Annotated in this window: 13 protein-coding genes; 6 read left to right on the forward strand and 7 right to left on the reverse strand. The window is 56.1% G+C overall.

Going from position 1 to position 13,094, the window contains the following annotated elements; genetic code table 11:
- Positions 1 to 38: 38 nt before the first annotated feature.
- Positions 39 to 1,718 carry an NAD-dependent malic enzyme gene (locus tag N655_RS0108670; RefSeq protein WP_081823803.1) on the forward strand — a complete coding sequence of 560 codons (1,680 nt, stop codon included), beginning with the start codon at positions 39 to 41 and terminating at the stop codon, positions 1,716 to 1,718.
- A gap of 12 nt (positions 1,719 to 1,730) precedes the next feature.
- Here N655_RS0108670 and moaC read toward each other — a convergent pair whose 3' ends face one another.
- The 4 genes from moaC to glgA all read right to left on the reverse strand — a co-directional run bounded on the left by moaC (position 1,731) and on the right by glgA (position 4,581).
- Positions 1,731 to 2,204, reverse strand: a complete 474-nt coding sequence (gene moaC, locus N655_RS0108675; protein ID WP_026442664.1) for a cyclic pyranopterin monophosphate synthase MoaC — start codon at positions 2,202 to 2,204, stop codon at positions 1,731 to 1,733.
- A gap of 86 nt (positions 2,205 to 2,290) precedes the next feature.
- A complete protein-coding gene (locus N655_RS0108680) occupies positions 2,291 to 2,608 on the reverse strand; it encodes a hypothetical protein (RefSeq protein ID WP_026442665.1) in 318 nt (105 codons plus the stop codon).
- Between the two features lie 93 nt (positions 2,609 to 2,701).
- Positions 2,702 to 3,121, reverse strand: coding sequence for an acyl-CoA thioesterase (locus tag N655_RS0108685; RefSeq protein WP_026442666.1), 420 nt, complete (start codon positions 3,119 to 3,121; stop codon positions 2,702 to 2,704).
- A 5-nt stretch (positions 3,122 to 3,126) separates the two neighbouring features.
- Positions 3,127 to 4,581, reverse strand: a complete 1,455-nt coding sequence (glgA, locus tag N655_RS0108690) for a glycogen synthase GlgA (RefSeq protein ID WP_026442667.1) — start codon at positions 4,579 to 4,581, stop codon at positions 3,127 to 3,129.
- A gap of 81 nt (positions 4,582 to 4,662) precedes the next feature.
- On the opposite strand from glgA, the gene rsmA reads away from it, so the two are divergent.
- Positions 4,663 to 5,463, forward strand: coding sequence for a 16S rRNA (adenine(1518)-N(6)/adenine(1519)-N(6))-dimethyltransferase RsmA (rsmA, locus tag N655_RS0108695; RefSeq protein ID WP_026442668.1), 801 nt, complete (start codon positions 4,663 to 4,665; stop codon positions 5,461 to 5,463).
- A gap of 4 nt (positions 5,464 to 5,467) precedes the next feature.
- On the opposite strand, the gene yihA is transcribed toward rsmA, so the two are convergent.
- Positions 5,468 to 6,064, reverse strand: coding sequence for a ribosome biogenesis GTP-binding protein YihA/YsxC (gene yihA, locus N655_RS0108700; RefSeq protein ID WP_026442669.1), 597 nt, complete (start codon positions 6,062 to 6,064; stop codon positions 5,468 to 5,470).
- A gap of 124 nt (positions 6,065 to 6,188) precedes the next feature.
- Between yihA and N655_RS0108705 the strand changes: the two genes are divergently transcribed.
- The 4 genes from N655_RS0108705 (at position 6,189) to N655_RS0108720 (ending at position 10,423) form a co-directional block, all read left to right on the forward strand.
- Positions 6,189 to 7,277: a M24 family metallopeptidase gene (locus N655_RS0108705; RefSeq protein ID WP_026442670.1), complete on the forward strand. Its 1,089-nt coding sequence runs from the start codon at positions 6,189 to 6,191 to the stop codon at positions 7,275 to 7,277.
- Positions 7,278 to 7,319: 42 nt separating this feature from the next.
- On the forward strand, positions 7,320 to 7,823 hold the full coding sequence (gene accB / locus N655_RS0108710; protein WP_349509475.1) for an acetyl-CoA carboxylase biotin carboxyl carrier protein: 504 nt from the start codon (positions 7,320 to 7,322) through the stop codon (positions 7,821 to 7,823).
- A 66-nt stretch (positions 7,824 to 7,889) separates the two neighbouring features.
- Positions 7,890 to 9,251 (forward strand): acetyl-CoA carboxylase biotin carboxylase subunit, encoded by a 1,362-nt coding sequence (gene accC / locus N655_RS0108715; protein ID WP_026442672.1) that lies wholly within the window; start codon positions 7,890 to 7,892, stop codon positions 9,249 to 9,251.
- A 50-nt stretch (positions 9,252 to 9,301) separates the two neighbouring features.
- Positions 9,302 to 10,423 carry a glycosyltransferase gene (locus tag N655_RS0108720; RefSeq protein ID WP_026442673.1) on the forward strand — a complete coding sequence of 374 codons (1,122 nt, stop codon included), beginning with the start codon at positions 9,302 to 9,304 and terminating at the stop codon, positions 10,421 to 10,423.
- A 102-nt stretch (positions 10,424 to 10,525) separates the two neighbouring features.
- Here N655_RS0108720 and N655_RS18120 read toward each other — a convergent pair whose 3' ends face one another.
- Both N655_RS18120 and N655_RS0108730 read right to left on the reverse strand, forming a co-directional pair.
- Positions 10,526 to 11,593, reverse strand: a complete 1,068-nt coding sequence (locus N655_RS18120; protein ID WP_044934298.1) for a glycosyltransferase family 4 protein — start codon at positions 11,591 to 11,593, stop codon at positions 10,526 to 10,528.
- On the reverse strand, positions 11,590 to 12,990 hold the full coding sequence (locus N655_RS0108730; protein WP_044934301.1) for a hypothetical protein: 1,401 nt from the start codon (positions 12,988 to 12,990) through the stop codon (positions 11,590 to 11,592). Before N655_RS0108730 ends, N655_RS18120 begins: the two co-directional genes overlap by 4 nt.
- Positions 12,991 to 13,094 lie beyond the last annotated feature (104 nt).

The following is a 13,094-nucleotide window of genomic DNA, read 5'->3' on the forward strand; positions in this document are numbered from 1 at the left end:
AACGGGATATAAGGGAGTGTAGTTGTCATCTGATGTCCATGGCCAAGACGATTCGAACCAAACTCTCAGGGTTCAACCTGCTGAATAATCCGCGCCTGAACAAAGGTACGGCTTTTACGGAACAGGAGCGGGATATCTTCAGCCTCCACGGGTTGCTGCCGCCACACGTCGGCTCGCTGGAAGACCAGATGCAGCGCCGCAAGCAGGTACTGGACGGACTGGCCACAAATTTTGAAAAGTACAGTTACATGCGCGACCTTCAGGACACGAATGAGACCCTTTTCTATGCCCTCCTGTCGCGTTACATTGAAGAGCTGCTGCCGATTGTTTATACACCAACGGTAGGGGAAGGCTGCCAGCGTTTTAGTGAGATCTGGCGCAAGCCGCGCGGACTCTTCCTGAGCTATCCAAACCGGCACCGCATCGAACAGATCCTCTCCCACCCGCGCTATGACTGCATTCGCTGCATCGTTGTGAGTGATGGCGAACGTATCCTTGGCCTCGGCGACCAGGGGGCCGGAGGCATGGGCATTCCTATCGGCAAAATGGCGCTGTACACGGCCCTCGGCGGGATCCATCCTGAGCACTGCCTGCCGGTCCTGCTCGACGTGGGGACTGACAACGAAGAGCGTCTGAAGAATCCGATCTATATCGGCTGGCGCCACCAGCGTATTCGCGGGCAGGAATACGACGATTTTGTGGACGCTTTTGTGTCGGTGGTCCAAAAGCGCTGGCCCCATATCCTGTTGCAGTGGGAAGATTTTGCCGGGGCGAATGCTGCCCGTCTTCTTGCGCGCTATCGCGACCAGATCTGCACCTTCAATGACGATATTCAGGGAACGGCAGCCGTTGCTGCGGCGACGCTTCTTTCTGCAGTGAACGTCACAGGTGTTCCGCTGAAAGACCAGCGGATTGTGATTTTCGGGTTCGGTACTGCGGGGATTGGCATCGCCACTCTGCTGATTGCAGAAATGCGGCAGCAAGGCCTGAGCGCAGAAGAGGCCCTTCAGCATTTGTATGCGATTGATCGAGGAGGCCTGCTGGTGGAAGGTGGCAAGGACATCCGGACCGAGCAGCTTCCCTTTGTACGCAAAAGAGAAGAGGTGCTGGGATGGCGACTGTCCCATGCCAGCGAGATTCGGCTTACAGATGTCATCCGAAATGCAAAGCCCACGGTGTTGATTGGGGTCTCTGGTCAGCAAGGGGCCTTTAGTGAGGATGCGGTCCGCGCCATGGCGAAACATGCAGCACGGCCCATCATCTTTCCTCTGTCAAACCCGACTTCGCGAAGTGAAGCCACTCCGCAGCAATTGTTGGAATGGACCGAGGGCCGCGCCATCGTAGGCACCGGAAGTCCATTTCCTCCTGTGGAATGGAATGGCAGGCGCATCCAGATTGACCAGACGAACAACTCATATATTTTCCCAGGGTTGGCGCTGGGGATCATTGCCTGCGGAGCGCAGCGGGTTTCTGACGGAATGATTATGGCTGCTTCCGCTGCGCTTGCCGGCCTGTCACCTACTCTGCAGGACAAGAACGGAAGATTACTGCCGCCCCTTGCAGAGTCGCGCAGGGTAAGCCGCGTGGTCGCCGAGGCCGTGGGCAGGCAGGCCCTGGCAGAGGGACTGGCGGGCGTAAAAGACGAAGCTGCCTTTCTTACAGCGCTGGAAGCCGAGATCTGGGAGCCCGCTTATCTGCCCTATGAGCGGGAGGTTTGACCCCTGCGAAAGTCAGGACCGTTCCGGGCGCTGAAAGTCTCCGCTTTTGCCGCCGGTTTTCTTTTCCAGCCGGATGTTTTGAATGACGATGCCTTTGTCCAGCGCTTTGCACATATCGTAGATGGTGAGCGCAGCAACGGATGCAGCCGTGAGTGCCTCCATCTCCACCCCGGTCGGCGCTGTTGTGGCAACGCTGCTGCGGATGGAAATTCCATCTGCGGTAGTCTCTGTCTGTACGTCAACAAAAGTCAGCGGCAGCGGATGGCACATGGGGACGAGATCAGCTGTCTTTTTTGCTGCCTGGATACCGGCAAAGCGCGCAACCTCAAGCGGATTCCCCTTGGGATTGTCCGGAAGGGCTGCCAGGACCTTTGGTGAAAGCGCAACAAATGCCGACGCAACGGCCTCACGGCGCGAGGCAGATTTGCTGCTCACGTCCACCATTCGGGCGCTGCCGGAGGAGTCAAAGTGCGAGAGTTTGGCCACGGAAAGATTGTAAATTCCCAGAGAAAGAAGCGCGGCCCTCTGCCTCGCACTTTGCAGAAGTGCCTGGAGGGCCTGCTACCACCGCTCTACTGGCGCTCGAACGGGTCCTTTTTCTGGCGGTTGTAAGGAATGGGTTTGCCTGCTTCCACGCCAGGGCTGGGCCGGGCTTCGCTGTCCTGCTCCGGCTGCAGGCCGTCCGGCCCTGCAGCGGTGGGAGAACCCGGTACCGGAGGCTGCCCGGTAGCGGGAGCAGTGCTGGCCATCTGCGGCTTTCCTGTGGTCGTCTCGTCTGACACGTGCTGCCAGGTAGCATGCAGTTTATTGGTGCGTCCGGTTTCGCAGCCGGAGGCGAGGAGAAGCGTTGCGCCGGCCAGCATGGTTGCGTGAACGAGAGAGAACTTCATCCAGAATGTCCTTTCAGGCAGGGAATTTCGGGCGCAACCAGTGTAATCGTTGCGAGGGACTTCTGGGGAGGTCATGGTTTCGGTCCGGAAAAATCAGGCCAGGGCCGAACGCAGAGGGGCGGCATATTTTTCCGGCAATGGCCGCGTCTCCATCTTTCCATTCACTGCTACATGCGTGGTCTCCGCTTCGGCCAGCAATTGCGGACCTTCTTCTGTTGGCCTGAGGAGGCGATAGGCAAACCGGACCACAGTAGAACGCAGTGCAGAAAGACGTGTTTCCACGGTAAGCAGCTCGTCATAGCGGGCCGGGGACTTGTAGCGGCAGGTCGCCTCCACGACTGGCAGATGACAGTCGTCCACAACTTCCATCTGCTTGTACTCAAACCCTAACTGGCGGAGAAATTCGACGCGGCCCATTTCAAACCAGACGAAATAATTGGCATGATAGACAACGCCCATCTGGTCCGTCTCGGCATAGCGCACCCGAAAAGTCGTGCTGGAGGTATGTGGCATCCGGTCTAACTGCGCCTCCGCGCCACTTCCTGATAGACTTCGATGTACTCACTGCTGGGTTTTGCCCAGGAATAGTCCTGCTTCATACCGTTGCGCATCAGCGTTCGCCAGGCCGTCTTGTCTTTGAAGACGGTCAGAGCACGCTGGACGGCCTGAAGGTAATCATCGGCCGCATAGTTGGCAAATTTAAAGCCGGTCCCGGTGTGCGTCTGTGGGTCCCATTCTTCAATGGTGTCGTCCAGTCCTCCGGTGGCGCGTACCACGGGGACGGTTCCGTACTTCAGGCTGTAAATCTGGTTCAGGCCGCAGGGTTCATACCGCGATGGCATGAGGTAAATATCAGCGCCGGCTTCAATTTTATGGGCCAGCGTTTCATCGTAGGTAATACGAACAGAAATTTTCTCCGGAAAGCGTTCGTGCAGGGAGCGGAAGAGGTTTTCATAATATGGTTCGCCTGTACCCAACACAACCAGAAAGATGTTTTCAAAAGTAAGCCGCTCGATGATCTGGGCGGTAAGGTCAAAACCTTTCTGCGTGGCCAGGCGGGAAACAATCCCCAGCACCGCCGTATCTTCTGACAGGTGGGGCGCGCCAAAGGCATGGAGCAGATCGCGTTTACACTCGGCCTTTCCTTCCAGGTCCTCGATGGAGTAGTGTGCGGCAATCCTGCCATCCGTGGCCGGGTCCCATTTGCTGTAATCCACACCATTGAGAATGCCGCGGAGGTCAGAAGCGCGCTTGTGCAGCACCCCTTCCAGTCCATGGCCAAACTCTGGCGTCTGGATCTCTTCCGCATATTTGTGGCTCACAGTGGTCAGCATGTCTGCATAAACAATGCCGCCCTTGAGGAAATTAAAGGAGTCGTAAAACTCGACTTTTTCCGGGGTAAAGATGTCCCACGGCAAAAGCAGACGTTCCACCGTGACCGGAGGGAAGAGGCCATGGTATCCGGCATTGTGGATGGTAAGCACCGTGCCGACGTTGCGCAGTAGAGGATCGAAGTAATAGACAGTCCGCAGATAGACGGGCAGCAGGGAAGTCTGCCAGTCATGCACGTGAAAGATGTCTGGTATGCCAAGCTGCTTACTGGCTTCGAGTACCGCTCGGCAAAAGAGGCCAAAGCGTTCCCAATTGTCAGGGTAATCGCCCGCTGGAGTAGCATAAGGAGACTCGCGGTCGAAAAGCTCCGGACAATCGATAAAGAAATACTGCACGCCATCGCGCTTTCCGCCATCCACAACGGCCGCAAAGCGGTTGTAATACTGGAAGGGAATTGTGAGGCTGGGCAGGGCAATCTTTTTTTCAGGAAAATGCTCGCGGACCTGACGGTAAAAAGGAAGATAGACGGTGACCTGATGGCCTTTCCGCGCGATTTCGCGTGGCAGAGAGCCGATCACGTCGGCAAGTCCCCCGGTCTTGATAAAAGGCAGGCATTCTGACGCGGCAAAGACAATATGCATGTGTGCGGCGGTCTCCTGTTCGTAGGATCGTTTACATGCCTGATAGCAGTCTAAACTTTTCTAAACAACAACTTTGATAAGATGCCGCAGAAAGCAAAATTAGGGCAGAATTTTCTTACGGACCGCAGCGCGTGCCGGCGCATCGTGGAGGCCTTGGGCGATATTTCCAATGCCACCGTGGTCGAGATCGGTCCTGGTAAGGCTGCCATCACTGAACTGCTTGCGCAGACTGCCGGGGAACTGTTGGCTGTGGAGCTGGATCGCGATCTGGCAGCGAGACTGCGCGGGCAGTTTGCTCAACTGCATCATGTCCAGATCATCGAACAAGACATCCTGGCAGTAGATCTTGCCACTCTGCGACGAGGCGAGGGAAAGCTGGTCGTGGTCGGAAACCTGCCTTATTACATTACATCGGACATTCTGCTGCATCTGTTTCGCCATCATACGACCATTTCACGAGCTGTTGTGATGATGCAGCGCGAGGTAGCAGACCGGGTCGCAGCTGCGCCGGGGTCGCGCGACTATGGGCTGTTATCAGCCACGGCACAGATGTATGGGCAGGTTGAGAGAGTGATGACGCTGCCTCCGGGTGCATTTTCGCCACCTCCGCAGGTCTATTCAAGCGTGCTGCGGTTGACGTTTGCACCGCGTTTTACGGCACTGAATGTAGATGCTGAAGGGTTTCTCCTATTCCTGAGAATGGCCTTTGCACAGAAGCGCAAGACCCTGCTCAATAATCTCCGCGCAGCCGGGTATGAGCAGGCGGAGCTGAGGGGAGCGGCCGAAAAGGCCCGGGTATCGTTGCAGGCACGGGCCGAGGCGGTCGGCCTTAAGGAAATGGCAGAGCTTTATCGCGCATTGCGGCCTTATCAAGCACCTTAGCATCTCATTCTTCCGCGGCTGAATGAATGGCGGTCCACAATTCTTTGATTCCTGCTCCGGTCTTGGCCGAGCACAGCAGCAGATCGTCGATCTGCAGGCCTTCGCGCAAAACAGATTTTGCCTTCGCGCGCCCGTTCCCTGAGAGCCGATCGGCCTTGGTCCCGACGACCAGAAAGCGACGACCCACGTTTCTGAGGAATGCAATCAGTTGTGCATCGCTGTTTTGCGGAGGGACATTGCTGTCCACCAGACACAGACAAAGCGCAAGTGCCGGTCGTGCGGTGAGGTAGGGCTCAATGAATTTCGGCCATCCGGCGGCTATGGATTTTGAAATTCTGGCATAGCCATATCCGGGAAGGTCAGAAAAATACAATTGCGGCTGCTGACGCTGGGGCGAATCGGTGATGGAAAAAAAGTTGATCGCGCGTGTACGTCCCGGGGTGGAGGAGACATGAGCAAGCTTTGTTCCCAGCAGCGCATTCAGCAGGCTGGACTTTCCTACGTTGGAGCGGCCCAGGAAGGCGATTTCCGGCACCGTAGGAGCCGGAAATTGCTCTGGCGAGGTGGCCGAGAGCAGAAATTTTGCGTAAATGCGCTTCATGCAAAGAAAAGTATAAGGGCCCGGCCCGCAGCGTGCAGGACTGAGGACTTCTGGACGGACAGTGTCTCGGGGCTTGCTGGCCAATCCAGCCTTGTCTGTTGAGTCCCTGATATCTTGAGAAAGGATGGACCACCAAAGACGTTTGCGCGCCTTGCGTAAGAAAATGCGGGAACAGAAACTGGACTCTGTTCTGATTACCCACCTTCCGGATGTTCGCTATCTTTGCGGCTTTACAGGGTCCAATGCGGCCCTTGCCGTGACGCAGGAACGGGCCGTGCTGTTCACTGATGGACGCTACACTGCACAGGCAAAGCTTGAAACCACTGGCGCGCGCGTAGTGATTGCGGCAAAATCTGCACTTGGCGAAGCATGCTCCTGGATAGAAAAATCCGGGGCCCGGCGGGCCTTTTATGATCCGCAGAACACAACGGTGGCCGCGCTCGGACTGATGCGCGAAGCAGTCAGCAGGCGCAGGCAGCAGACATTTTTCCAGCCACTCGAAAGACCGCTGACCATGGACTTACGCATGGTCAAGGATGCCGAGGAGCTGCTCGTCATGGAAAAAGCGGCGCTGCTCGGCTGCCATCTTTTTGAAGCCGTATTGCCGCATCTGCAGCCCGGCGTGCCGGAAATCGAAGTTGCCGCGACGCTGGAGTTTTTTGCCCGGAGTCTGGGAGCGGAGGGAATGTCTTTTGAAACAATCGTGGCCTCAGGAAAACGGTCGGCTTTTCCCCACGGCCGGGCGACGGAAAAGAGACTTCCACGCAGAGGATTTGTGACGCTCGATTTCGGTGTTATCCTCAATGGTTATTGCTCAGACATGACGCGGACGGTCTATCTGGGCAGGCCCTCAAAGGCCGAGCAAGACGCCTATGATGCCGTACTTGCGGCACAGGAGGCGGCAGTATCGGCGGTGGGTCCCGGTATTGCCTGCGGCGAAGTGGATGAGGCCGCACGCCAAGTGCTTCGTAATGCGGGCCTGGACCAATACTTTACGCACTCCACCGGACACGGAGTAGGCATAGAAATCCATGAGCTTCCTCGTGTGGCTGCAAAGCAGGACCAGGTGCTGATGCCGGGGATGGTGGTTACAATTGAGCCTGGTATTTATATTGAAGGAAAATTTGGTATCCGTATCGAAGACATGGTGGCGGTAACAAAATCGGGTGCCAGGGTCCTGACTCCTGCACCCAAGGCCATGATCCAATTATGATGCGGTAAAGCTAGCGAGACAGACAAAATGAATGCTGATGAAATGAAGCAACTGAAGGAACTGATTGAGTTCCTGAGAGAGAACAAGATTGGCGAATTTGACATGGAGCGGGGCGACCTGAAGGTGCGCGTGAAGTTCGCACAGGAAGGGGCGCCTGCCAGCCTGGCCAGTCTGGCGCCTTTTTTGGCGGCTGCTCCGGCCACTGCGCCTGTTCCGGCCTCTCTGCCGGCGGTCCAAGCCAGCACTCCGGCGGCACCGGCCCCTGCGGCTGCACCAGCTTCGGTAGCGCAAAGCGAGGATGCTTCGCTGCACGTGGTGAAGTCGCCCATTGTAGGCACGTTCTATGAGTCTCCTTCCCCGGGTGCCTCTGCTTTCGTAAAAATTGGCGACCAGGTAGAGCAGGGGCAGGTCCTATGCATTATTGAAGCCATGAAGTTGATGAACGAAATTGAATCGGATGCAGCGGGCGAAGTGGTAAAGCGATTTGTAGAGAATGGCCAGCCCGTTGAGTATGGTCAGCCGTTGTTTGCGCTGAAGCCAAGATAGGTCCGGATGGTCCGCCAGACTACTACAAAAACAAGCACTTCAACACCACGTTTGAATTGACCTTTTATGTTTCGGAAAGTATTGATCGCCAATCGAGGCGAAATTGCACTGCGCGTCATCTGTGCCTGCAAAGAGATGGGCATTCGCACCGTGGCCGTCTACAGCGAGGCCGACCGCAATTCATTGCACGTGCGTTTTGCTGATGAGGCCATCTGTATCGGCCCCCCGCGCTCTGCAGAAAGCTATCTCAATGTTCCGGCGGTCATCAGCGCTGCGGAGATCGCCGATGTGGATGCGATCCATCCCGGCTATGGGCTGCTGAGCGAAAACGCAAACTTTGCGGAAGTATGCCGCGCGTCGAACATCAAGTTTATCGGCCCTCCGCCGGAAGTGACGCGCCTGATGGGTGAGAAGGAAAAGGCGCGGCAGGCCATGAAAAAGGCCAAAGTGCCCATTCTTCCCGGTTCCGACGGCGTCATCCAGAGCGAGCAGGAGGCCCTGGAGTGGGCCAAGTCGGTCGGGTTTCCCGTGATCTTAAAGGCCTCTGCCGGCGGCGGAGGACGCGGGATGCGTGTTGTGCGCTCGGCCGAGGAGCTGCCCGGTCTCTTTCATGCCGCCCAGACCGAAGCGGCCAATGCCTTTGGCAACGGCGACCTCTACATGGAGAAATTTATTGAGCGCCCGCGTCATATCGAATTTCAGGTCCTGGCCGATGAGCATGGGAATGTAATGTCTCTGGGGGAACGGGAGTGCTCCATCCAACGCCGCCATCAGAAGCTGATTGAAGAGGCGCCCTCCCTTCAAGTCAGCCAGAAACTGCGCGACGAAATTGGCAAAACACTCAAGCGCTCCCTGGAAGCTGTGGGCTACCAGAACGCAGGAACAGTCGAGTTCCTGATGGATGAAGGTGGCAAGTTGTACTTCATTGAGATGAACACGCGCATCCAGGTCGAGCATCCGGTGACGGAAATGATTACCGGTATCGATCTGGTCAAAGCGCAGTTGCGCATCGCTGCCGGGGAGAAGCTGTCCAGTATCGTTCCGGACCCGGTTACCATTCGCGGACACGCGATTGAATGCCGCATTAACGCCGAGCATCCGGAGAAATTTACACCCTCCGCGGGGAAGATTACTGCCTTCAATCTTCCGGGAGGTAACGGTGTTCGCGTCGACACGGCGCAGTATGCCGAAGGCTATGTGCCTCCATACTACGATTCGTTGATTGCCAAACTGATTACCTACGGCAAGGACCGCGAAGAGGCCATGGCGCGGATGCGGCGTGCTCTGGACATGTTTGTGGTCGAGGGGATCCACACGACGGTCCCCTTGCATCGCGGTATCTTTCAGGACCAGGACTTCCGCGAAGGGAAATTTGATACCAAGTTTATGGAGCGGTATTTCGAGCGGAAGAAACAGAGTGGCCATTAAGCATGGACAATCGATCAAGGATTCCACACGGCTGATGGCCGAAGATACGTATGAGTCCTGAGTATACCGTGCTCCATGTGGGTAAGTTCTATCCGCCCCATAACGGGGGCATAGAGACGCATGTGCGGGACCTGGCTGTACGGCAGGCGGGCAGGTTTCGGGTGCGCGTCCTGGTTTCCAACGACGTCCGGCGCACGGAACACGCAGTGCTCGAAGGTGTTTCCGTGACCCGGCTGGCGCGCTGGGGGACCATAGCTTCCATGCCGGTTTGTCCGGGCATGATTCAGGCGATTCGACGTTCCCCGGCAGATCTGGTGCACATCCATGTACCCAATCCTGGCGCGGCGTTCGCCTATCTGCAGAGCGGCCATCGTGGCAAGCTCATCCTGACGCACCATGCAGATACGTTGGGACGCAAATTCCTGCGTAAACTAAGTGACCGCTTTGTACGGACTGCAATGGACCGTGCCGCAGTGATTATCGCTACGTCGCAAAGATATCTGCAGTCTTCTCCGGAATTGGCCCCATACCGGGACAAATGCCGGGTGATTCCCTTAGGAATTGACTTCCGGCAGGTGACTGTCCCCCCGGAACCGGGGACCAAGCCGGAGCCCACGCTGGAAGGTCCGCTGGTTCTGGCGATCGGCCGCCTTGTTCCCTACAAAGGCTTTGATGTTCTCATTCGCGCGATGCAGTCCGTGGATGCGCAATTGATTTTGATCGGAACAGGACCACAGGGGCCCCAGCTGCAATCTCTGATTGACAGCAGGAATCTTGGGCATAAGGTGAAGATGCTGGGGCGCGTCAGCGATTTGAGGCCCTACATGCAGGCTGCCTCCATATTTGTCATGCCATCGGTCACGCGGGCCGAAGCCTTTGGCCTCGTCCAACTGGAGGCGATGGCGGCCGGACTTCCGGTCATCAATACAGAGATTGATTCAGGAGTGCCAGAGGTTTCGCTTCATGGCGAGACCGGACTCACCGTGCCTCCTGGCGACGAATCCTCTCTGGCCGAAGCGATGCAATTGCTATTACACCGGCCGGACCTTCGCGAGCAATACGGCAAGGCCGCAAAGGAGCGCGTTCTTAAGGAGTACTCCGTGGAGAAAATGGCGGAGCGAACGCTCGCGGTTTACGAAGAGGTCCTGGGTCTGCATGCATCAGCCCGATAAGGCCTGCGCCACAGACTCATTGTGGCCCGGTCCAGCCCCTCCGATTTTTTCTCGCAGGAGCCGAAACGACATGGCCAGATCGCACCCAGGCAGACGTGGGGCCTAGCTTAGCTGCTGCAAAAGATCCAGGGTCTTGTTGGCACAACTCCGCCAATTGTACTTGAGCGCCCGTTGCCGAATTTCCTCCCGGTCCAGCGTCCCCCCGGTCAAAGCCTTACGGATCTGGTGGGCGATACTGTGCGGGTCAAGCGGGTCTACGAACAGCGAAATGCCCTCGAAAATCTCTCTGAGAGAACCTTGTCCGGAAACAATCGTGGGACAACGCAGATAGGCAGCCTCCAAAGGAGGAAGGCCGAAGCCCTCGTATTTTGAGGGAAAAACGAAGCAGGCCGCAGAGTGATACAAGGCCTTCAGCTCTTCGTCCTTGACATACCCGATTCTCTTGATATTCCCTTCGACATCGGCCACCTCACCAAACACACCATCTGTGCGGCCTCCAGCCAGGACCAGTGGATAGCGCATGTCTCTCAGGTCCTTCATTGCACTTGCCAGTGCAGACAGGTTTTTATTGGGATTTTGAGAACCTACAGCAAGAACATATCGGTGACGATCGATTCCGTGCCGTGAAAACACGGTTTCATCTGCCTGTAGTCGATCTACATGTTCGCCGCCGAGATAGGTAACGGTAATCTTTTCCGGAGGCACATGGGTCCAGTGGACCAGCTCTGCTTTGGAAAACTCCGATACCGTTAGAATATGTTTCGCCTTTTTTGCGAGCAGTCCGTGCAGGATCCGGTACCAACTTCGGTATGCCAGGGAATAGCCTTCAGGAGCTGCCCATACGGCCGCGTCATGGATCGTGATCACGTGGCGAGGATAGCTGAGCGGGGCGCCTCCGCAAGGAGTGAAGAGCAGATCTCCCTCGCAGAAGCGCGGCAAATCAAGCTGCTCCCACGCATGTCCCCGACGTTGCCCGACTTTACGCATGCGAATGCATTGATAAGGGGGCAAATCTGCGGCATCAGGCGGTACCAGCAGTTCCAAGACGACAGGGGGCTTCGTGCTCTCTGAAAGAATCAGGTCCATTTCTCTCAGTAGTTCACGGGCGTAACGCTGTACTCCAGTTACAGGCGCGGCCAGGAAGCGGCCATTAATTTTGATGGCATTCATGAAGCAGGCCCGCCATTTTCGAGGGAGCTATTCCCGAGGTCAGAATGTCCGGAGGCGAGGCAGAGAGCAGGGCCAGCTTGAATGGATTTACTTGCAAGGTCTCCAGACGGACGTGATGGGTATACGCAAAGAACCAGACCGGCCCACATGACAGGAAATGTGCAATCCGGAACGCCAAAGATCATGGCCAGAATGACTCCAACAACGGACCACCTGGCCCATTGCTTGGACATGGGCGTATTTTTCAGCAGACGGGCAATCATGAAGAAAAACAGCGTAGATCCCACGACGCCGACATTACTAAGAAGCATCGTGAGCAGACTGGATGGCCGGTTACTGCCAAGGCCAACACCCAAACCATGAGTCATGCCTGTCAATTGCAGAGCATAAAGATCAGAGGCAGCCCGAGACACAAACGAAACCGATGCACCCTTATCAACCGTAAAGTGCAGAATTTCCTCGCGAATGGTTGGTACACCGAAGACGGTCAGTACAACCAAAACCACAGGGGCTAGGACGATCAAGACCCTCTTCAGAACGGTCAAGTTAAGATGCCAAGGGAGGCGATAAGGGGGGCGTGCCAAGAGGAGGCACGGAACAACAAGCGCCATAGCGGCCAGCGAACCAGAGGACAAGACAATCATGGTGCCCATGAGACTGACAAAGAACTTCATGTACGAGCGCCCATTCAAAAGTATGTCCGCGAGATACCCCACGGCAAACATGCAAAGAGAAGCGCCAGCCATGGATGGTTCTGAAAACGTCCCTGGGACCCGCAGCGGCCCCGGGGTCATATCGAGGTCTGTCACGTAATAACCAGGATTGTTCCGAATCAGCTTATCAACAAAAAAGTCCACCCCCGCGGATTTAAAGACCGCCTGAACAAAGACATAACTGACCAGGAGATAAAAAGCCAAGTCAAAGGATTGTTCCAATGTGCGATCAGAGCTTTCCTTTGCGGTAACGGCGATATAGACCACGGCCAAGTCAATGATTAAAAAAAACGACTGGACAACATTACTGAACTTGAATGAGAGTGGGGGCCTGACAAAGAGGCCTGCATCAATCCCCTGGGAAGGATCGTAGACTGGGACCCCCGCAAAAAGGTGCGGGAGAATGATTGCGCCCAAGATCGCAACCGCTGCAAACAATGTCATTGTCAATCTGCCTTGAAAGCCCCTTCGTGTTCGGGAGGTCTGGACCCAAGAGAGGAACCTTTGGGCCATGAGCAGGATTCCAATCAAATAGAACGGCTGAAGCCCCCGTTTTCCAAAATTGACCACGGAGCCGGCCCCGAAAATACTTGAAACAATCAGCAGACCGGAAAGCTTCTCTGGTTTCTTCTTGAAGAAGTACAAACCGAGAAAGAGAAAGATGATTCCAAGCAATGTAGGCATCTCATGCCACCTGCCCACAATAGTCGAAAGCACACAGAAGAAATAGCGGATCGAAGCCGGACCGCATGTGCTGCGGGGTCTTTCTAAGGAAGCACAAGCCCGTC

The sequence above is a fragment of the Pseudacidobacterium ailaaui genome (genome assembly GCF_000688455.1).
GTDB classification, from domain to species: domain Bacteria; phylum Acidobacteriota; class Terriglobia; order Terriglobales; family Acidobacteriaceae; genus Pseudacidobacterium; species Pseudacidobacterium ailaaui.

Bases quoted from the DNA above. Each gene is read 5' to 3' on its own strand.
- rsmA (WP_026442668.1), top strand. From the start codon at position 4,663: ATGCCGCAGAAAGCAAAATTAGGGCAGAATTTTCTTACGGACCGCAGC.
- N655_RS0108670 (WP_081823803.1), top strand. From the start codon at position 39: ATGGCCAAGACGATTCGAACCAAACTCTCAGGGTTCAACCTGCTGAAT.
- N655_RS0108685 (WP_026442666.1), bottom strand. From the start codon at position 3,121: ATGCCACATACCTCCAGCACGACTTTTCGGGTGCGCTATGCCGAGACG.
- N655_RS0108705 (WP_026442670.1), top strand. From the start codon at position 6,189: ATGGACCACCAAAGACGTTTGCGCGCCTTGCGTAAGAAAATGCGGGAA.
- N655_RS18120 (WP_044934298.1), bottom strand. From the start codon at position 11,593: ATGAATGCCATCAAAATTAATGGCCGCTTCCTGGCCGCGCCTGTAACT.
- accB (WP_349509475.1), top strand. From the start codon at position 7,320: ATGAAGCAACTGAAGGAACTGATTGAGTTCCTGAGAGAGAACAAGATT.
- N655_RS0108720 (WP_026442673.1), top strand. From the start codon at position 9,302: ATGAGTCCTGAGTATACCGTGCTCCATGTGGGTAAGTTCTATCCGCCC.
- N655_RS0108680 (WP_026442665.1), bottom strand. From the start codon at position 2,608: ATGAAGTTCTCTCTCGTTCACGCAACCATGCTGGCCGGCGCAACGCTT.
- glgA (WP_026442667.1), bottom strand. From the start codon at position 4,581: ATGCATATTGTCTTTGCCGCGTCAGAATGCCTGCCTTTTATCAAGACC.
- N655_RS0108730 (WP_044934301.1), bottom strand. From the start codon at position 12,990: ATGCCTACATTGCTTGGAATCATCTTTCTCTTTCTCGGTTTGTACTTC.
- accC (WP_026442672.1), top strand. From the start codon at position 7,890: ATGTTTCGGAAAGTATTGATCGCCAATCGAGGCGAAATTGCACTGCGC.
- yihA (WP_026442669.1), bottom strand. From the start codon at position 6,064: ATGAAGCGCATTTACGCAAAATTTCTGCTCTCGGCCACCTCGCCAGAG.